We start from the raw sequence: 20384 nt of genomic DNA, 5'->3' as shown, positions 1-20384 counted from the left end.
GCACGTAGAGAAGGTACCGCTTATATGCGTTATCATATAAAGAAGAATTGAGGATGATTAGGTTGTTTAAACGTTTATTGATTATTTTACTTGCAGTCTGTCTTATAACGGGAGGGGCTTCATTACCTCTATTAAATGCAGCGGTTTATGCAGAAGAGTTACCGGATAACATGTCTGGTATGATGCAGGCAATTTCCTCTGGTGAGGATCTTACAGAAGGTCAAACAGTGACCAGTGAGGTTTATTTGCCTATTCATCCGCCACAAGTTCATATGACGGCTGCTCAACCGCTGCAATCCAATCAGAGGCTCCAAGCAGCAAAAGTATTACCATTGCCTACGAACGAAGTGCTTCGTTATTCTGTTCTCGTGCTGGATACATCAGCTTCTTCTGATTTCGTAGATTCGAAAGGCCATGTTTTTTACACTGCTGATACAGCTATAGATTATGTTAAGACATCTGCGAAGAAATTTATTGAAGCCACTCAAGTTGCAGATGGAACGAATTACGTGGCTATCGTTTCTTATAAAGGCTCCCAAGCTTCCGTTGTTTCTCCGTTTTCAACTGATGTGAAGGCATTAGGGAGAGCAATTGATAGTATTTATGCATCAAAAAATAACCGGAATGTTGCAGCCGGACTTCAAGCTGCGGATAAGCTAATCAGTGACATATCTGAACCTTCTGCAGTGAAAAATGTTGTTCTTGTTACGACCGGGATGACCAATGATGGAAAGTCTAATTATAATGGTCACTATGATGAAAGTACGGTTGGCAGCAAATGGCGGCGCATGGATACGGAAATCCGATTATATGCGTATGCGAACGTAGCGTATGAAGCGGCGGAAGCTCTTAAGAAAAAGGCAACCCTAAACACCATCGGGCTTTTTCAGACATTTGAGGGCATGCCGGAAGAAGGAAAGGAAGTAGCGCAGTTCTTCAAGCTGAGTGCCCTGGACTGGGCGACATCAACACAGCACTTTTATGATGTGAAGGATCCAAATGACTTAGAGTTTGTGTTCGGTGAAGTGGCTAATAGCATTGTCAAGAAAACCGGTACATTTAAGTATCTGGGGGTTGGCCGGGACTACAGCGCGACCTATTATTACGAGGACTCCTACTTCTATAATAGCTCATATCTATACAATGAACATCTTGCTACAATGTCTCTCAATCTTGAACTTTCGGCTTGGGCGAGTGCAGATGTGGGTGACTCCTATGATAATAAAAGTAACAATGCACATAACCTTCTAACCGACATAGGGTTTACTGACTTCGAATCGAATGACTGGTTCAAAATAAAGCCGACAAAAGACTCTATCGGTGCAGTTGCAGCCCGCAAGAAAATTACGGAAGACGGTAAAGATTATACTCTCGTCGCTTTAGCTGTTCGCGGAGGCGGATACGAAAGCGAGTGGGCAAGTAACTTTACTATCGGTGAGAGTGGTCAACATCAAGGCTTCAGTGAGGCCCGTGACCAAGTACTCACCTTTTTACAAGAATACATAAGTGACAAAGAGATCCAAGGCGACATTAAATTGTGGATTACGGGATTTAGCCGTGGTGCGGCAACAGCAAATATGGTTGCAGGTAAAATTGATGAGGGTGGAGTAACCTTCCCTGGAACAACACTTGCACTCCAAGATATGTATGCCTATACGTTCGAAACGCCAGCAGGTGCACTGTTATCCGACATGAATAGTGATGTGTACGGAAATATATTTAATATTATTAATCCTAGTGATTTAGTACCGAAGGTAGCTCCTGCAGTGTGGTCTTTTACCCGCTATGGTATTGACAAGTGGCTTCCAAGTGCAGAGACAGATTCGGAAAAAATCTACAGCGAAAGTTTATCGAAAATGCTTGCGCGTTACAATGCCTTAGAAGAAGCTGCACCGTATGTCGTAGATGATTTTTTGATGAAGAAGATTAATATTGACGGGTGGAAAATACTTCCCGGCGGCGATCCGTTTATTAGTATCATTGACGATACGAAGAACGCCCAGTCCCAGAATGCCTTCCTGAATGCGTATATCACAATGCTGACTAAGGATTTCCTGAAGAGCCGGTCGAACTTTGTGGGTAAGTTCCAAAACGGAATTAGGGATATATGCGGCCTGTTCTTTGGAGCAAGTTCATCGCAAAGTGAGAAGTTAATTGCTGCAGCAACGGAGAAATTCTCCAGTAAATGGGGTTGGCTGGCCTATGAGCTGCTTAAGCCCAATCTAAATCCTTGGGGAAACAATGAAAAGGATGCCTATGAAAAGGTCGCCCAGTATCTGAAAGAAAGTCTGGACGAGGCTGGAATTACAGCTTACTCACAGACTGAATTCGATAATGCAGTAGTTACTCTGCTAGACCTGGTTGCAGCTGTTCTGACTAACCATCCGAACCTGGCAACGACAATGGTTAAGAACATCGGTGGCATTGGGCAAGCCCATCATCCGGAGCTGGCGCTTGCGTGGATGCAATCTATGGACTCTTACTATACACCTGGCGGTGCGGTAGGATTCTCAAGCGGCAAGTACAGAATTGTGCGGATCAACTGTCCGGTTGATGTGCAAGTGTTCAACAATGACAACCAACTGGTCGCCTCGATTATTGACGATGTGCCTCAAGAAGTAAGCACGATTATATCTGCACTTAATGAGGATGGGGAGAAATTAGTCTTCCTGCCTGCATCGGAAAAGTATACGGTTGTAATTACGGCTACTGGTGATGACCGGATGACTTATTCTATAAATGAATACAGTCCTGAAGCTGGTGAAGTGAACAGGCTCATTAACTACAACGATGTGCCGATTGTAACCGGTCAAGAGCTTTCTGGCGTAGTGCCGGCGTACAATCCTTCTTCCTTAAACAACACAGCTGAGGAAGCATCGGATACTGTATATCGCTTGGAAACAAAAGGAACTGAGATTACCTCAAGTGATGACTTATCAGGTGAAAAGGCTACTTCTGCCTATTTTACAATAAATGCTTCAACGAATGATGAAAGGCTTGGATTGGTGCAGGGTTCTGGTACGAGACAGCTGGGAACATTTGCCCAAGTTGAAGCAACTGCGTATGACGATAGTCAGTTCCTGGGTTGGTATAAGGATGATAAGGTGCTTATATCTAAAGATGCAGCGTATAGATTCCGCGTGGATAGTGATTCGAATATAACCGCCAGATTTGTAAGTACAGTCTCAAGTGATGCTAATCTGGCTACGCTCTCGCTTGGTAAGGATATCGCTTTTACACCTGCGTTCAGTCCGGAGCATACCGGTTATACTGCAAGTGTTGGTAATGGCATTTCAAGCATAACAGTAACTGCGGCCTCCAGTGATCCTGGCGCTACCATTAGCGGAATAGGCTTGAAATCTCTGAGTGTTGGGGAAAATACGATAAACGTAGCCGTTACTGCTAAGGATAACAAGTCAAAGAAGACATACACGATAACAGTAACAAGAGCAGAAGCATCTGGAGGAGGAGGAGGATATAATCCGCCTGCACCGCAGCTATCCATTAGTATGGAATCCACTTCGCTGTCGCTTCCGGATGCTAAAGATACAATCAAACGGGGTGAGGTTTATTCGTTTACACCCGTGCTGAATTCAGGCTCGATAAAGTTATCGAAAGCACTGAAGTTAACGGTTAATGGTGTCGCCGTCACTGATGCAAAATCTGGTGAAGTATACACATTATCTAATTTGGCTGTAGGCAAACACACGATAGTTATATCTTATCCGGGTGAAGGTAACTACAATGGCTCAAGCATTACTAAGAGTGTAATTGTAGTACAAGGAGACTCCCTGATTAAATCAGACGAACCTGCATTTATAAATACATTCACGGATGTTGCTGAGGGTGCATGGTACTATGAACACATTATGTGGGCCGTTAAGAATGGAATCGTAAGCGGTATAGGGAACGGGGAATTTGCTGCAGCTAAGCCAGTTACAAGGGCTGAATTTGTAGCGATGCTGGCACGATACTATAGAGCTGATGTGGAGAGTTATGGCGAAGTTTCGTTCACGGACGTGTCCGAAAGTGCGTGGTACAGCAAATATATCGGCTGGGCAGCGGCGAATGGAATAGTTACTGGTTATGGCAACGGCAGATTTGGGGCTAATGATAACCTGTCGCGCGAGCAAGTGGCTGTTATTTTGTATAACATTCATAAAAAACCGCCGGTTACAGGGTTATCCCTTGCATATACCGACAAGAAAGAAATTTCGGCTTGGGCGATTGATGCGGTGGCATACTGGTCAAATGCGGGTGTGCTCAAAGGCAAAGAAAATCAATTATTTGATCCGAAAGGTTACTTTACACGCGCAGAGAGCGCAACGGTTCTGCACGAACTGGAAAATTACCATCATAAGTAACCCCGAACCTGGGGATTGAACCTTGACAAGCGCTCGAATAGAATACGCAGAGTTATAAACAGGACACGACAAATAGACCGCAAACCTTTGGTGGGAGGGCGGTCTATTTGCGTTCACCAAATCCCATTCCTGCACCATATTTCCTTTTTACTGTCAGACTCGGCTGAGAAGTGTGTCTATTTTCGTAATATATTAAAATCATTCGTGCATTTCCCGTATTTAGACTTTCCCTTCCAGTTGCTAATATGAAAGCTGTTACAGCCTAATCATCCGCTTTTGTGAATGCGTTTACAAACATTGTCTGCCATTAGGTTCAGAGGGAGGTGCGGGATTGACTGTCAAGCCAGGCTTGGCGTAACCAAGGGTAAGAATCTTCATAAGAAAAGGAGTCAAACTTAGATGAACAGTAGAAAATATGTAATCAGCATCTCCCGCCTTCTCGTTATCATCATGTTGTTCTCCATCTTCACGTATACTCCGGTCCCGGCGGCTGCGGCTGGAGAGGAACCGTCCGTTGAACTGAGCGGTCTCATTGCAGAGGCCGAAGCTCTAAAAACCGGCAATACGGAGTTCCCGCTCCAAGTCAGCCATTCCGTGTATGGATCAGTTTATGGTTCTGATGTGAAGCAGGCCTGGCCGTGGGTGCATGTTGACGAGCTCCAAGCTCTGAATGATGCGATTGAGCTCGCGCGTAATGCGAACACTCCCAATGACGAAGCTGTTGCAACACTTAAAGAAGCAATAATGAATTTCAGCAAAAATATTAAATCAGACGGCTCCGATCCTTATTTCCGTCTTGATCCGGGTCCCGGTAAGGTTTCTGTAAAAGTTACTGCGGCCACTAACGGCTGGACGGCTAGAACTCCGCTGGACAACCGCGTTCCTGCCGACTTTGCCGGCGGCACATTCAAGACGATCGCGTATCCTTTTGCAGATGCCCAAGGTAAATCGGAAGTGCTCCAGATTAATTACGCCCACAACGGGAAAAGCACCTTCGGCGGCATAAGTCTGGAATCCCCGTTGTCCCCGGCCGTCAATGTTACAGAGGGTTCAACAATTGAATTCGATGTCTACTATCCCAAGAGCGCACAAGGCAAATTCATGAGATGGAGAATCAGAAATAATAATAACACTCCTTCTCCCAGCGACAGCTACCTCAGAGATTACCAATACAACAATCTCAATCCGGACTGGGTGGGCAGCTACAACGGAGAATCCTGGTTGAAGGCGCATCATAGCATTAATGCCTCAACGGGGCTTTCCTCAAACTTCGTTCTGGAGCTTCATGGAGAGAATTCCCGTCCTGCAGAAACCGGTATGCTGCTGGTCTCGAACATCCAGATCACTGCTCCAGATCCGAATGGCGAGGCCCTTCCGAACGTAGTCAACAAGGAAAACCAGAGTGTCGTAGCGCCTCTAAAGAGTCTGTACAATAAGAAGAATGGCTTGTTCATGGTCGGCGCGATCGGCACAGGGCCCGTAACCGGAACCAGAGCCAATCACTATGAGATCTTCGTCGACGGCAACAATCTGAAGGCCGAAGGCACGCACCCCCGTGGGCCGGAATGGCTGAAGAACGTGAACGGCGAGGCTATGAACGGCGCAACCACTGCCCCTGGCTTAGCGGAATACAGCTTCCCGACTAACTCTTATCAGGCGATCCGGGATTCGGGAACTCCTGGACAGTACAAGTCTCACGGTCATGTTCTGGCATGGTATAACCAGGCCCCTGGTTGGATGGCGCAGATGATCCCTGCAAGCCTGCCCTCCGGGTATAACGGCAGTGCCGAGTTCTACGGACTTGGCAACGGCGTTACGACTACGGTTAAGGTAGACAAAGAAATGGCGAGAAGAGTGCAGTTTAACCATACGATGTATGTGATGCGGCACTTCCTGACCACAGATACGAAATACGGCTCCAGTGAAGCCCGGGGCGTCATTCCTTTCAATTCGTGGGATGTGCTGAACGAAGAAGTACACGAGAGCCGCCACAGCGAGATTATCCCTAAGGATGCGAACAGCTGGAGAACGAGCCTGAAGCATACTAACTGGCTTGCTGCCATGTCGGATGATCAGATTGGCGGCGACATCACCGATCATTACGTATACCTGCTGTTCAAAAACGCGCACATCGCGGCCCCCAACGCCAAGATGGCGGAAGCTTACAAAGCCAATTACGCTAACCTTCCAGAGTATATGAAGCTGGATGGACACGACACCAAAGGCAGCATTGACAGCTACATCGTTGACAATCCTCCGAAGCTGACTTACAACGATTACGGGCTTGCCACCCGCAGCAAAGCTAGAACCGTATACAATATGGTTCTCGAATTAAACACCGCATGGCGTTCTGATCCGCTGTATGACGGAAGACCCCTGATCGAAGATATCGGAATCCAGGGACATGATGCGGTAGGTAAGACCCTTGCAAGTGACAACCAATATGCGATGGCCCTCTATGCCTCTCTCGTTGACCGGGGCCTGCTGTCGGGTATTACCTATTCAGAGCTGGATCTTAAGGTGCCGACCGATGCCCCTGGAGGAGGCGCAACTGCTCCGGCAGTGCTTAATGTCAGACAGTCGGACGCTCTTGGTTATCAGTACGCACTGCTCTACAAAATGTTTAACAAGTTCGCCCCGTATATTGATCACATCATCAGCTGGGGCGTAACCGGTTCCGGATGGCAGGGAAGCTATGTCCTGTTTGACGGCCAAAGTAATGCGAATGCCGGGTACTATGGCGCTATGAAGCCGGACCGGTTCATTCTGGGACATTCTTATTTGGATGATTATTTTACTGGCGAATATCAGGCCATCGGGAATAATGCCATCGACCTTGGCGATCTTGGAGTCTATACACCTAATAGCGTGAACGCCGACCTCAGCAGCTTGTCCTTGAGTGCAGGAACACTAGAGCCAGCGTTCAACGCGGCCACCACAGAGTATGATGTGTCCCTGAAGGATGCCAGCAGCATTACCGTGACAGCGGCGGCGGCAGACAGCAGGTCAACCCTGAAAGTCAACGATACGGTGGTTGCCAGCGGTACAGCTTCCGAAGCTATAATGCTGACACCGGGCACCAAAACAGATATAAAGGTTGAGGTTACAGGGGTAGACGGAAGGGTAAAGACCTATACCCTGAAAGTAACCAACAGTAAGACGGAGACTCCGGCCACTCCCAAGCCTGGAACACCATCACCAACACCTGAACCAGCAACACCTGCGCCTGCAACGTCTGCACCTGGAACCTATGCAACGTCTGCACCAGCAGTTTCTCCAACACCTGCAGCACCCGTTGTAGAAGGCCAGAAAGTAACCATGCAGGCAACAGTGAACAATACGACTGCATCAGTTAAGGTATCGGATCTGGCACAAGCAAAGGAATTCATCGGGAAAAATGTGACGCTGGACATTCCTGCCGTGCAAGGAGTGAATTCATACTCGGTAGGCTTGCCTGCCGCAGCACTGACCAGCGGAACCAAGGATAACAAACTGACTATTTCCACCGAATTCGGTCAGGTTGTCATTTCCGGTAATCTATTGACAGGCACACCTGAAAGCAGCGGCAAGGAAGTAGCGCTGGAGATTGGAAAAGGCGACAAGTTGGGGCTCACAGCGGAAGAAAAGGCGGCTCTAGGCGATAGACCGTTCATTCAGCTTAGCCTTAAGGTGGATGGCAAAGAAACAACCTGGAGCAATCCCGGTGCACCTGTAACGGTATCCGTGCCTTACCAGCCAACTGCGGATGAATTGAAGAATCCTGAAATGATCGTTATCCGGTACATGGACGAAAGTGGAAAGTTGATGACCGTACCAAGCGGACGGTATGTTTCCAAGACTGGTAGGGTCACCTTCACAACTACTCATTTCGGCGATTTCGCAGTATCTTACGCATCCAAGACATTCACAGATCTCGGAAAGGTGACATGGGCGAAGAACGCGGTCGAAGTTCTTGCATCGAAGGATATTCTCAAGACAGAAGGACAGTTATTCAATCCGTCAACGGACATCACCAGAGCGGATTTCCTGTATTCCCTTGTCAGAGCACTTGGGTTGACTGCGAAGGCAGAGGGCAATTTCAGCGATGTACAGAAGAATGCTTACTACTATAATGAACTTGTCATTGCCAAAGCGCTTGGAATTGCGAATGGCCTCGACAACGGCAGCTTCGGCAGCGATCAGAAGATTACAAGGCAGGACATGATGGTGTTGACCGAACGGGCCCTGAAGCTGGAGAAAAAGCTGAATACCCAGGGTACAACTGCGGATCTGGAGAAATTCTCCGACAAGTCCAAGGTGGCTTCCTATGCGATGAGCAGCGTAGCCGCCATGGTGAAGGAAGGGCTTATCCAAGGCAGCGGTAACAAGATCAATCCGGCCGGCAATACCACCAAAGCAGAAGCGGCGGTATTCCTCTACAGATTGTACAATAAGTAAGAGATTCGCATAGGAACAGAATACGTCCAAAAGACCGTACTTCTTTGCCGGGAGGACGGTCTTTTGGCATATATGGGACAGTGACCTTTTCTTAAAAGGACGGCTAAGCCGTTTCCACTTGAGCAGAATTAAAGCAAATGTCCGCCAGACACTTCAATGTCCTGGGCTGTAACCCACCCGAACTCATCGGACAACAAGCTCACAATAACCTTCGCTATATCTTCGGGGTGGCCGATTCTGCCAAATACAGATTGCTCAGCCAGCGGCTTAATGAATTCGGGATGTTTATCGAATACTCCATCGCCGAAATTGCTGTGCGTAGGACCAGGCGACACGGCGTTGACCCGAATATGGCGCGGTGCAAGCTCTTTGGCAATATAGCGGGTCCAAGTTGAGAAGGCTGCTTTTAACGAGCCGTAGACGGAGTAGCCCGGAAATGATTGATTTTTCGATGAACTCGTGGTATTGACAATAGCTCCGGCGTCCTCCATGAATCCGGCAAGCTGTTGTGTTAGAAAAACAGGTCCTTTGAAGTTTGTATTCAGAATCTTGTCGAAATATTCTTCACTCATCTCAGTGAACAGCATGGGTCCGCCGATACCGCCATTATTCACCAAGTAATCAAAGGTTGTCCGGTTCCAAATGTTTTGGAGACTCTCCTTCACTTCTTGAATAAAGCCTGCAAAGGTTGATATCTGCGTCAGATCCAGCTTCAGTGCGGCTGCCCGGACACCTGCATTTTTCTCAATTTCCTTAACCACATCTTCTGCACGTTCCTTGTAGGAATTATAGGTGAGAATGACGCTAATTCCGCGCTTGCCAAGCTCCAGCGCCGCCGCTTTTCCAATGCCATTACTTCCACCCGTTACTATCGCAATTGTCATAAGATCCTCCTTGGTTTGTGTTTGGCTTGGTTCTAATTGTAGCCGCAGCTGCGCCACCAAAATAGACCTGAAAATGCCTATTGATTGCCTAAAAGCACCATTCGTGTGATAAACTATGTGCATGAAAAATGTCCTTGAAGAAATAATGGATCTGATGAAAGATGCGGGCACCAGGCAGATTGAAACCGGAGTACCGGGGCTGAGTATGATTAAGGGAGCGATCCCTCATCATCAGCTTGCAGCGCTATACGAGCCGATGATTGGCTTTACGGTTCAAGGAAGAAAGATTCTATCAATAGGGGGGCGCAGCACGGAACTGGCAGGACCATCTTATTACGTGTTACCAGTGCACGTTCCTGCAACGGCGGTTGTACATCCAGACCGTGATGGCCATCCATACATGTCTCTTGGTCTCAAGTTGAATCAGAATGTTCTTCAGAGTCTGCTAAGAGATCTCCAAGAGCATCTATTACCGGCTGCTTCCGGGCAATTCGCAGCTTGCGACATGGATATTGAATTGATGGAGGCATGGCTGCGTTTATTGCGATTATCGAAAGCGTCAAGAGATATTCCGGCTCTTGCACCAGCTTATGAGCGCGAAATCCTGTATCGCGTACTGATGGGACCACAAGGAGGGTATCTGAGGCAATTTGGTCAGCGGGAAAGTGATTTATCCAGGATATCCCAAATTGTAAAATGGTTTCGGAGTAATTTTATGAGGCCCATAGACATTGGTGAGCTGGCTTCGAAATCGGGGATGGCTATAAATACCTTTCACCGGCAGTTTAAACGGGCTACGGGGTTAAGTCCTATTCAATTTCAAAAGCAATTAAGGCTCCTGGAGGCCAGAAACCTCATTGCCTTCGAGGGCTATCCAGTAGCAAGTGCCGCATATCATGTTGGCTATCAAAGTCCCTCACAGTTCAGTAGAGAGTATTCCCGATTCTTCGGTGCATCTCCAGCACGTGACACGGAGAGCTTAAGACAAATTGAAAGCATGAGGGATTAGAAGGTCATGCCAAGAGCCAATTCCAGCTTAATAGAACGGCATGAAGAGCATAAGCAGCGCAGGGAGATGCATATTGCTGGCTTCAATCCGGTAACCTATGCTGCTGTCCTCAAGCCTTTTGCAGTGAACCGGCAAATGCAGGAATGCATCCCCTATGGTTCTCTCATCCAGACCGGCTGCTCTTACGATATTCTCCATAGAAACAAAGGAGTCAAAGTCATGCCTGGTCAACTGATATAATGCGAATAATACCGTTAATCTGTCAGCATCCGCATAGGCCCGAAGCACACCGTACAGGCTTAACAGTTGATCTGGAGCGAGTTCCCGTTTATCGGCGTGATCGGAAAAGAAGAGCATCCCTTGTCTGGCAATAGTAACTCCTTCCGGTTCGCTGCAAATAGAGGTTCCCCAAGTCTGCTGATCATACGTCTTATCGGGTCCCAGGGCAGGTAGCCCTTGTAACCATTGGATACGATGCCCTCATGCAGGTAGAAGGCTATCTGGCAGGCCAGCGTGAAACGCTCCTTGGCAGGGGTCTGTTCAAACAGAAGCTTGATGTCTTTCACTACACTCTGATCATTGATATCCGGGACACGGCCGAATAGAAAGTCAAGGCTGACTCCGAAATAATTAGCGATCTCGGGTAATAAAGCGGTATCCGGATAGCAAGCCCCGCTTTCCCATTTGGATACGGCTTGATTGGTTACACCGAAGACCTCCGCGAGCTCTTCTTGCGTCTTTCCCTTGTTCTTGCGCAGTTCCTGAAATTGCTTATGTATACCCGTTGTTTTCATTATGTGTTCCTCCTTTACGCTTGGTACGGAATCATTGTACATCCGGAGCCTAACGTTTGCCATATAGCGTTGCTTGGATATCCCTAAGGATTTTCCAACACTGGGTTGGAAAGAAGCGCAACTACGTCTTCGAACTGGTGCTCACAAATCTGTTAACCACTGTTAACATGCGTTAACGGCTGTGGTATAGTATAAGCATATCGGGCGTACAATGCTAAGAGAGCCGTGCGCTAACACGACTCTCTAGAGCAATAGCCGCTTTTAAGGGCGGTAGGCATCAACAACAGGATACGACAAATAGACCGCAAGCCTTTGTCGAGGGCGGTCTATTTGTGTGTATTGGACAGCAGCGCTACGATAAGCAAACCAAAGGTTAGCATCAGCATGATTGCTTCAAACACTGTCACAAGGCATCCCTCCCTTCTGAGAGAGGTAGCCGACCGACCCTTTTAAGCCTATTCTATTGCTCAATCAGTATAACATATCAAATGCCTCGGTATTTCCTGAATTTGGAGAATTTTTGACGTAAATGCGTATTTGAAATACACAAAGAGCAGCCCCCAATACGGGAGCTGCTCTTATTTGCGTTTGTCCTTATAGGATGCTGCCGGAACGCAGGCCTACAGCTTCTCTATCAGCTCAGTATAATAGCCGTTGCCATTCCGCTTATCCAGCTTCTCCGCTGTGGCCAGAGCTAACTGCTTGAAGTACTTCGCAAGCGAAGCTACGTCTTCGGATTGGCGCTCACACGGATGCCCAGCCGGAAGCTTGACCTGGAAGCGGATGGATTCCTCAGACAGACGGCGGAACATCTTGGCCGAATAAGCGTTGAAGATCATCTGATCGGCCGGGTTCTCATGATCGAGCGAGGATGCGATATACTCTTCGAAGACCTCCAGCGCCTTGACCGGATCGGTTAAGGTCAGGTAGCCAATATGCTCTCCCTGGTGATACAGGAAATCGCGGTTTCCTTTGACCAGCTTATAGCCTTTCTTCTGCAGCTTATCGGCTTCCTTCTGGCGGCCCAGCCGCAGGAGGGGGAACAGCACCTTCGTGATGGTCACATGAGGGACCTCGCCGCAGCTCATTTTCCCCTGAAGAATCGGTTCTGCCGCCTTAACGGTTGCTTCATCGTCTCCTTGCTTCGCCAGGAACTCGACCAATCCATGCTGCTCACAAGCTTCACAATCGCTCATCTCGTCCCGGTCCATGCTCTGGACAATCGCCCATTCGGCCTGTGAAGCTTCCAGCTCCCCGAAATCTTCGAGAATATTCGCCCGGTAATAGTGATAGGTCCGGCTGCTGTAGCCTTCGGCTTCGTAGCGGGTCTTCATATCCTCCAGCAGGTTCTCAATCTGAGTGCGGCTAATATCTGCAAAAGCGGTAATGCGGTCCAGCACCCACTTGTACGACCACATCAGACTGTAATCATCGAACCGGCCCGGGTTCTTGTCATACTGCCCCAGCTGCCAGGAAAAGGCGACCAGCGCCTTCATCGGATAGCCGTGGAAGCTGCCCAGCTCTACGATTTCGCTGCGGGCCTCATAGCCCTGGTCGATATCTCCTGCGGCATCGGCTACCCGTACCGCCTGCTCCAGCAGCGCAAGCTTAGCCTTGCCTCCGGGCAGGCCATAGGCTTCTTCCATCAGATCGTCAAAATCCATCTCGGTAAGGTTCATCTATTCGTCTCCTCCTGTGACTTGGTTAGCCGTCAATCCCCAATCAATGAATTGAATAATGCCCTGGTTCAACAGCGCGATCTCCTGGCGGTTCATCGGATAATGTCCCATTAATAGCGCATTGCAGTACAGCATCTCGACAATGGAGGGCAGCATCTTCTGGTTCGCCTGTTGAAAGGCCCGCCCGATGACAGGATTATTCAGGTTAAAGTAGAGTGTGGCGTATGCCGTCTCCTTAAGCGAAGCGCCCAAGCTGCCCAGCACGGAGGCCAGGGCATCGGTGCTCACTTCTTTGGTCGCTTCCATTACACGCCACTGGGCAGACTCTTCAGACAGCGTGTAGAGCACCGGAATCTCCTCTGGCTTAAAGCGGCGCAGCTGCACCTGGCAGCGGAACTTCTGAAGTACACTGTCTGCGAGTCTTACGGATTCATAGTAGTCCAGCCGCTCTTGAGGAGTGATATCGGTGAAGGATAACGACACCTCCTCCGGCAGCAGCCGTTCTGTCTGCACATCCGGGTCAATGAGCGGCAGCCTGGCCAGCAGCTCGGCATCATAAATATACCCGCCGTTCACCACCAGCATGGATTGGGCCGAAGCCACGTGGGTAATCTGGCGGTATTCGTCCAGCGTCGCCGTGAAGTACAGGGGAGGCTGCTGTTTCAGCTCACCAAGTGTCTTTCTGCCATACGTGCTCTCAAACGGTAACCACTCATGAATGATCGAATAGAACGACGAATCTTCCACCGCGAGCGCCTTCATCGATAAGGCGTGCAATGAAATGATCGATTGCAGGCGGTCCGGGTCGTACTCGGCCATCCGCATCAATTCCTGACGAATGGAGTTCCCTAGCTCTTCCCGCACCTGCTCCAGCTGGGCATTCTCGTAGAAATGCTCCCGGGAAGCGGTCGGCTGCAGCTCATCGGTCCAGATCAGACATTTCACGAAGAATGCCCAGTCCGGCAGGATATTGCTGGCAGCTTCGGAGACCAGCATGTGCTTCAGGTACACCCGGTGATTGCGTTTGGCATTCAGATTAACCGCGTGCGGCAGAATGAAGGCGATGCCTCCCGTCCGGCCCGAGGCGGTGTGCAGAGGGATGAAGTCACGGAATGTCTCCCCCAGCACCTGCTTACCGAAGGACAGCACCTCGTCACGATGCTTCCGGGCCAGCTGCGGATCTTTGACCCACGGCGGGGTCAACGGATTAATCAGGCGGGTGTTACGGTCAGACACCAGCTGGATCGGATAAGGCAGCAGAGCGCCGTAATGGAACAGCCCTTCCTGCAGATTGTTCTCCTCGAAGTAGGCTTCGGAGCCTTCTTTGCAACGCAAAAAAACCTTGGTACCAGGAGCATGTTGTCCCTCGAGCTTGCGGATCGTGTAGGTGCCGTCCGGCTTCCCGCGCCATTCCAGGGCAGGGCCGCCCTTGGCCGATTGGGTAACCATGACGATATCGTCACTCACCATGAAGCAGGACAACAGCCCGATGCCAAACCGGCCGATAAAAGAGGTATTGGTGGAGAGGAAGTCCTCACCCCGCTTGGAGGATTGTCCGATCATGGCCAGGAACTCATGAATCTCGGCCTCGTTTAACCCGATTCCGTTATCTTCGACCAATAAAGTCGCCCGGGTGGAGGTTCCGCTGACCTCGACATGAATCTTGCCTTCATATCCAGCAGGGGAATAGGCCTGCCGTGCAGTAATCGCGTCGATGCCATTCTGGAGCAGCTCTCTTAAGAATACCTTCGGGCTGCTATACAAATGGTTAGACAAAATGTTGATCATACCGCTTAAGTTCACCTGAAAGCGGTAGGTATCCCGGTTTTGGTTCTCCATCTTGATTCTCCTGTTCTGTAATCATTTTGATTATGCTTCATGCCAACAATCAGTTTCTATGTAGACAGAGACAACTCTATGTATTACCCAGAATCTGCATGAGGAGAAACATATATTCCCAAGCGTTCTCTATCATTGAAAAATAGACCGCGAACCTCTGACGGGAGGGCGGTCTATTTGCGTATACATGGGAATTAATATACCAGCACGCCCGCATCAAGCACGGACTTGTTCGCCACGGAATTACCAGATAGGAATACCTGTTGCAGGTTAGGCAGCTTACTTAGCAGCTCTATATTGGAAATCGCGTTGTTCTCCAGATGAAGCTCCTCGATGGCCTGCCACTTGCTCATGAAGGCCAGAGAAGCCAGGTTGTTGTCCTGCAGGGTGAAGGAACGCAGGGCAGTCAGGCCCGCGAAGTAAGGCATCACCTGGTCAACCTCACTAACGGAGTTGTTGTTCATGGAGAAGTATGGCCGGTCCAAGGTCAGATGCTCAAGCACACTATTCGTTGCTGCTGTCTGCTTGAAATTCAGGCGGCATTCCGAGCATACCAGCGTGTTCACCTGCTTCAGACGGAATAAGGCATCGCTCTCCATATACAGCGACGAGTCGAAGATGCTTAGCTTCTGTAGGCGGGGCAATTTGTCGAGGGCGGCGAGACCAGCCATTTCATCAACCCCCCAGAGGGACAGCTCTCCAAGCTCAGGGAATTTCTTCAGCTCAGCCATATTAAGCTCCCCGCTTCCGCCCCGGAGTGTCAGATCCGTTACCGCAGGGGCCTTCAGCCCGGAGAGGAAGGAAGCTGGGATTTCCACCCGTTTGACGCCCGGCAAAGTAAGGCTGTCTGGTTGCTCGTAATAACCGTCCAAGGTGAATTCCCGCAGCGAGGACAAGCTATTCACGGCCTTTACCGAGCCAAGCTGGCTTAAGGAAGCCAGGCGGAGCGAGGTAATAGAGGTTTTGCCGGCCAGACGCTCCAGGCTGGAGAAATTCACATTTTCGAGATCAAGCGTCTGCAGTGCAGGCATGTTCTGCAGGAAGTCGATCGACTTCACATTGGATAAATAGGAAAGCTTAAGCTCCTGGAGCCCGGTTAAGGCGTATAACGGCTGCAGATCTGTGGTTTCACTGTGATAGATAGCCAGAGAAGACAGCCCGGTCATGGACGATAACCACCCCAGGTCATTGACGAAGGTAAGGGACAGGGACTTCAGCGGCAGCTTATTAAGCAGATGCAAATCCGTTATAGACTCATCCACATAGGTAATGGATAGTGAGCTTAGATTGGGAAATTCCAGCAGCAGGGCCACTTCCTGATTACTGCGCAGCTGGGTGGACAGCTCCGTAATTTTAGATTTATCGCCGAAATAACCGGAGAAGGTGCTGAAGGATTCGTTGAAGGCGCCGCCATAGCTTTTTAATCCGGGCATATGGGCAAGCGTTGTCTGGTCCGCCTGGTTGATCTCGTAGGTATTCGTCAGGTTCAGTGCCGTCAGTCCCTTGAAGGCTTCGAAATCCCGTTGATCAATCCGCTGGGTATTCAGCCGCTTATCCTGAGTCACATAAGTGAGCTTCTCGGCCTGCGCATCACTGAACGGATCGGAGAAGCTGTAAGTGAACTGCCACTGGTCATTCTTCGAACGCTCCACAGTTAAATAACGCAATGAGGCCAATTCCTCCTCTGTCGGCATGGCAGAGCCTTTACCCAGGGTCTCCCGCAGGAAGGTGAGCAGGACCTCGCTTTCGGGCATCGTCCGTACAGACAGATTAGCCTTGGTTGACTGCTGCGGAGAGCTGAGGCTGTAATAGAAATAAGTACCGATGGCCCCGCCCAGCACCAGCAGCAGAATTAGCACAAGCCTAATGGGGATAGAGACGGAGACGGGTGGCTTCGGCGCGGCCTTGGGAGGGGGTGCCCCGTGATAATGATTAATGGTCTGATCCACATAGTAGACATTATTTTGCTTGAGCAGAAGCTCGGTCTGGCAATAAGGGCACTTGAGAATCGCGCCTTCCTTGTATTCAATTCTTCCGCTGCAATTGGGACAATTTAACGGGATAAATGCCACGGGCTCCGCCTCCTTCATGATGTGATGATGAAATTGCGCCGGTATCACTTGAATTAACTTATCGGAATTTACGTGAGTTACGCTGATTTGTTCCATTATTCTCTGGAGAGAAGCTGATAATTTGATTCTATATGAATAAATGCTCAGAACACAACAGTTGTTAAAAAGGAGAATCAAGCCGTTAAGATTAGGTTGACACCTGGGACGTTTTATATATATCATCTGATATATATCATTAGTTATGCATTTAATGCTCTATTTCAGGAGGAAGCCCGTGGCACCCAAAAAAAAGTACACCAAAGAACAAATCATCGATGCGGCGTTTGAGATTGCGAGGACTGAAGGATTAGATGCCGTGACCATCCGCAAGGTGGCGGAGAAGCTGGGAGGCTCCATCGCCCCCATCTATGTCAATTTCGAAGAGGCTGGTGAACTGGTGGAGGAAGTGTATCAGAGAACGCTTACGGTGAGCAGACAGATTCTGCTGGAGCAGAACTCCGGGCATCCGTTCCACGATATCGGGGTGGCCAGCATCCGTTTTGCCAGGGAGTATCCGGTGCTGTTCCGGGATCTGGTGATGAAGAAGGACGGTCAGGTGAAACACAATGAGGCAGAGACGCAAGGGTTCATTCAGATGATGCGAACGGACCCGGATCTGAATGGATTAACCGATGATGAACTGAGGATGATTTTGCTCAAGATGAAGATGTTCCAGGTCGGGATGAGTGTAATGGTTGCGAACGAATTGCTGCCGGACGATTATACGGAGGAACAGATGATTCAGCTATTGAACAGCGCGGCAGAGGATGTCATCAGCACAGCGAAGCGTAGCTCGGAGAAATCTTGAACCCGGAGGGGATGATCATATGACAGCAGGTAGAACAAATAAGCTTAGTCTTCTATTGTTCATCGTTATTGTGCTGGCCAGCGGCTGGATTGGGGTATGGGTGGATACGAAGCTGCCGGATCAGCCGGAAGGGAATTCGCTGGGAATGGGCGTATGGCTGATATTGCCGATGATCGCCATGCTCGTACTGCGGCTGGTGAACCGTGATTGGAAGGATATTGGCGTAAGGTTCAATTTTAGAGAAAATAGGAAGTGGTACGGTGCAGCCTTTGCCGTCTATCCGGTAATCATGGTTATTGTGGTGGGGCTTGCTCTGCTATTTAATAGCGCCAACGCTTCAGAGGTCGAACTACATACGATTCTGTCATTGGTTGGGATATCGCTCGCTGGCAGCTTTGTTAAGAACATCTTCGAGGAATTCGCCTGGCGCGGCTACCTGACTCCGAAGCTGATCGCGTTGAAGCTGAATGACTGGATGATCTATCTTGTGTCCGGTCTGGTCTGGGCGCTGTGGCATACGGCTTATTATCTGGTTTTCCTGCCGGATACTTACTTCGGGACAACCACGAGATGGGGCTATGTCATCATAGGATGTGTGCTGATGGTTGCTTGGTCCATCATGTATGTTGAAATCTATCGTCTTACACAATCGGTGTGGCCGTGTGTACTCATGCACGCAGTGGAGGATGGAGTGCCTACTTTGCTGGTATCGGTTGCGGGGATCATTACCTTCACGCCGGCAGGCGAACTGTGGTTTAGCCCGACGACCGGCGTGTTTACAACGATTCTGTTCATCGGATTCGGCTTATGGCTCAGATCTAGACGGTTGAAGCGCTTTGCAGATAGATAAACTTGGTGAAGTCCTGCGGCAGTTCGGGCGAATAGCGCTGATGTAAGGCAAATAGACCGCCTTCCCACTTACAGGAGGACGGTCTATTTAGCATCATTTACTTACTAGCAGGTTGCTTGTCTGTACCTTTCCCCGCGAACCTGACAAATACGAATAATCCAATCAGGACCACAACGATCCCCGACCAGAAGAACCAGAACGGAACGCCGAACCGGCCGGCCACTGGACCCGCCAGTGCAAGCCCGACCGGAGAAGACAAGAGTCCGATACTCGTCACGAAGGAGAGCACGCGCCCCAGGAGCTCAGGCTCATAAGACTTCTGGATCATCGCCATGTAAGGGCCGTTGAACAAGGGTGCTGCGGCACCCATCAGGAACGAGAGGATGGTAAAAGCAAGGAATGCCTCGCGCCCGGCCATCCCGCTCAGGACACAGGTGAGCCCAATCACAACCAGACTCACACTCATGTAGGTGGTGTCCTTCCACTTGGAGGCAAGCACTGACAGCAGCGCACCGCCAAGGATCATCCCCATCCCGAATACGGCCTCAATCAGGCTGGCACTGTAACCGCCGCGTCCGAAATGGGATAGCGTCATCAAGGGAAACAGCATCGCCAGCGGCATGAATACAACGCTGAAGACCGCCATGGCAACCGTTATCGTTACAATGGGCTTGTGTGACAGGAATGCTCTCCAGCCAAGAATGAACTCCTTGCGGAACGAAGGAGTCTCTACCATTTCCGGCTTCGGTTGATGAATCTGAACGAACAGAAGCATAAGGTTAGCGATTAAGGCACCTGCCACATCTAAAAGTAACACTGTTCCTAGTGAAGTAGCCGAGTATACCGCTATTCCAAGCGCTGGTCCAAGGACGCTGGAAGCGGAGAAGATGAGCTGGTTCCAGCCTGCCACCCGCGTGAGCTGGTCTTCCGGCGCAATCAGAGGAATCGCAGCCTGAAACGAAGGGGCATGGAAGGACGAAGCTGCCGAACGAATGAGCAGGATGGAATACACAATCCATAGGTTGGGCTCGCCCCATAGATAATAAGCACCCAGAATCAGACTGGTTAGTGCAATGGCGCTGTCCGCGGCGATCATGGTGAGCTTACGGTTCCACCGGTCCAGCCAGACACCAATGAACGGGCCTAAGAGCGCTTGCGGCAGGAACCCGGCCAGACCGGCAAGCATTAACACGGCGGCCGAACCCGTCGTCGCGGTCAAGTGCCAGATAATGGAGAATTGAACCATTGCAGAAGTTAGTATTGAGAAGATTTGCCCGCTGAAGATGAAGGCGAACGTCTTTTTCCATTGAATATTCATAAGTTTGTACCCTCCCTAATAAAGACAGACCCAAGTCCGCATAGGGGCTTGGGTCTGCAACAATTACATGATGGGACAGTGCGAAACCGGGCATAGTGAAATAAGCCGTAGCGGATCGCAACCGATGTCCTTAACGTAAATAGCAGCAGCTCAAAAAAAGCCCACACTTGGTGAGAAATCAGCTTTTGTTGGGCGTGCTTACCATATACGTGGAATCATCGGCTGCCATCCTCCTCAAATTTTATAGCCGAAGCTTATCATTGAAATCTTGGGGGTGTCAATAGGATCGGA

General features: G+C 49.6%; 13 protein-coding genes. 6 read left to right on the top strand and 7 right to left on the bottom strand.

Going from position 1 to position 20384, the window contains the following annotated elements:
- The first annotated feature begins 62 nt into the window (after positions 1–62).
- Positions 63–4364 carry an S-layer homology domain-containing protein gene (locus MKX42_RS30580; protein ID WP_340757075.1) on the top strand — a complete coding sequence of 1434 codons (4302 nt, stop codon included), beginning with the start codon at positions 63–65 and terminating at the stop codon, positions 4362–4364.
- Positions 4365–4763: 399 nt separating this feature from the next.
- On the top strand, positions 4764–8801 hold the full coding sequence (locus MKX42_RS30575; RefSeq protein WP_340757073.1) for an S-layer homology domain-containing protein: 4038 nt from the start codon (positions 4764–4766) through the stop codon (positions 8799–8801).
- Between the two features lie 128 nt (positions 8802–8929).
- On the opposite strand, the gene MKX42_RS30570 is transcribed toward MKX42_RS30575, so the two are convergent.
- Positions 8930–9685 (bottom strand): SDR family NAD(P)-dependent oxidoreductase, encoded by a 756-nt coding sequence (locus tag MKX42_RS30570; RefSeq protein ID WP_340757071.1) that lies wholly within the window; start codon positions 9683–9685, stop codon positions 8930–8932.
- A 145-nt stretch (positions 9686–9830) separates the two neighbouring features.
- Here MKX42_RS30570 and MKX42_RS30565 point away from each other — a divergent pair, with 145 nt between their 5' ends.
- Entirely contained in the window at positions 9831–10694 is an 864-nt protein-coding gene (locus MKX42_RS30565) for an AraC family transcriptional regulator (RefSeq protein ID WP_340757069.1), read from the top strand.
- A 6-nt stretch (positions 10695–10700) separates the two neighbouring features.
- On the top strand, positions 10701–10934 hold the full coding sequence (locus MKX42_RS30560) for a hypothetical protein (RefSeq protein ID WP_340757068.1): 234 nt from the start codon (positions 10701–10703) through the stop codon (positions 10932–10934).
- A gap of 59 nt (positions 10935–10993) precedes the next feature.
- Here the strand turns inward: MKX42_RS30560 and MKX42_RS30555 are convergent, their stop codons facing one another.
- The 5 genes from MKX42_RS30555 to MKX42_RS30540 all read right to left on the bottom strand — a co-directional run bounded on the left by MKX42_RS30555 (position 10994) and on the right by MKX42_RS30540 (position 17078).
- A complete protein-coding gene (locus tag MKX42_RS30555; protein WP_340757066.1) occupies positions 10994–11488 on the bottom strand; it encodes a helix-turn-helix domain-containing protein in 495 nt (164 codons plus the stop codon).
- A gap of 326 nt (positions 11489–11814) precedes the next feature.
- Positions 11815–11889 (bottom strand): putative holin-like toxin, encoded by a 75-nt coding sequence (locus MKX42_RS33530; RefSeq protein ID WP_442792678.1) that lies wholly within the window; start codon positions 11887–11889, stop codon positions 11815–11817.
- Positions 11890–12108: 219 nt separating this feature from the next.
- Positions 12109–13167 (bottom strand): hypothetical protein, encoded by a 1059-nt coding sequence (locus MKX42_RS30550; RefSeq protein WP_340757065.1) that lies wholly within the window; start codon positions 13165–13167, stop codon positions 12109–12111.
- Positions 13168–15006 carry an HSP90 family protein gene (locus tag MKX42_RS30545; RefSeq protein ID WP_340757063.1) on the bottom strand — a complete coding sequence of 613 codons (1839 nt, stop codon included), beginning with the start codon at positions 15004–15006 and terminating at the stop codon, positions 13168–13170. It abuts the gene before it with no gap.
- Between the two features lie 194 nt (positions 15007–15200).
- Positions 15201–17078 carry a leucine-rich repeat domain-containing protein gene (locus MKX42_RS30540; protein ID WP_340757061.1) on the bottom strand — a complete coding sequence of 626 codons (1878 nt, stop codon included), beginning with the start codon at positions 17076–17078 and terminating at the stop codon, positions 15201–15203.
- A 274-nt stretch (positions 17079–17352) separates the two neighbouring features.
- On the opposite strand from MKX42_RS30540, the gene MKX42_RS30535 reads away from it, so the two are divergent.
- Both MKX42_RS30535 and MKX42_RS30530 read left to right on the top strand, forming a co-directional pair.
- Positions 17353–17925 carry a TetR/AcrR family transcriptional regulator gene (locus MKX42_RS30535; protein WP_340757060.1) on the top strand — a complete coding sequence of 191 codons (573 nt, stop codon included), beginning with the start codon at positions 17353–17355 and terminating at the stop codon, positions 17923–17925.
- 19 nt (positions 17926–17944) lie between these two features.
- Positions 17945–18775: a CPBP family intramembrane glutamic endopeptidase gene (locus tag MKX42_RS30530; protein ID WP_340757058.1), complete on the top strand. Its 831-nt coding sequence runs from the start codon at positions 17945–17947 to the stop codon at positions 18773–18775.
- Positions 18776–18872: 97 nt separating this feature from the next.
- On the opposite strand, the gene MKX42_RS30525 is transcribed toward MKX42_RS30530, so the two are convergent.
- Complete coding sequence (locus tag MKX42_RS30525; protein ID WP_340757044.1) at positions 18873–20093, bottom strand: MFS transporter; 1221 nt, start codon at positions 20091–20093, stop codon at positions 18873–18875.
- Positions 20094–20384: the final 291 nt, after the last annotated feature.

Source organism: Paenibacillus sp. FSL R7-0204, assembly GCF_038002225.1.
Taxonomy (GTDB): Bacteria; Bacillota; Bacilli; order Paenibacillales; family Paenibacillaceae; genus Paenibacillus_AQ.
The sequence above is the reverse complement of the archived record's forward strand: the minus strand, read 5'-3'. Positions and strand labels throughout refer to the sequence as shown.

Bases quoted from the DNA above. Each gene is read 5' to 3' on its own strand.
- MKX42_RS30575 (WP_340757073.1), top strand. From the start codon at position 4,764: ATGAACAGTAGAAAATATGTAATCAGCATCTCCCGCCTTCTCGTTATC.
- MKX42_RS30530 (WP_340757058.1), top strand. From the start codon at position 17,945: ATGACAGCAGGTAGAACAAATAAGCTTAGTCTTCTATTGTTCATCGTT.
- MKX42_RS30545 (WP_340757063.1), bottom strand. From the start codon at position 15,006: ATGGAGAACCAAAACCGGGATACCTACCGCTTTCAGGTGAACTTAAGC.
- MKX42_RS30560 (WP_340757068.1), top strand. From the start codon at position 10,701: ATGCCAAGAGCCAATTCCAGCTTAATAGAACGGCATGAAGAGCATAAG.
- MKX42_RS30525 (WP_340757044.1), bottom strand. From the start codon at position 20,093: ATGAATATTCAATGGAAAAAGACGTTCGCCTTCATCTTCAGCGGGCAA.
- MKX42_RS30555 (WP_340757066.1), bottom strand. From the start codon at position 11,488: ATGAAAACAACGGGTATACATAAGCAATTTCAGGAACTGCGCAAGAAC.
- MKX42_RS30565 (WP_340757069.1), top strand. From the start codon at position 9,831: ATGGATCTGATGAAAGATGCGGGCACCAGGCAGATTGAAACCGGAGTA.
- MKX42_RS30570 (WP_340757071.1), bottom strand. From the start codon at position 9,685: ATGACAATTGCGATAGTAACGGGTGGAAGTAATGGCATTGGAAAAGCG.
- MKX42_RS30550 (WP_340757065.1), bottom strand. From the start codon at position 13,167: ATGAACCTTACCGAGATGGATTTTGACGATCTGATGGAAGAAGCCTAT.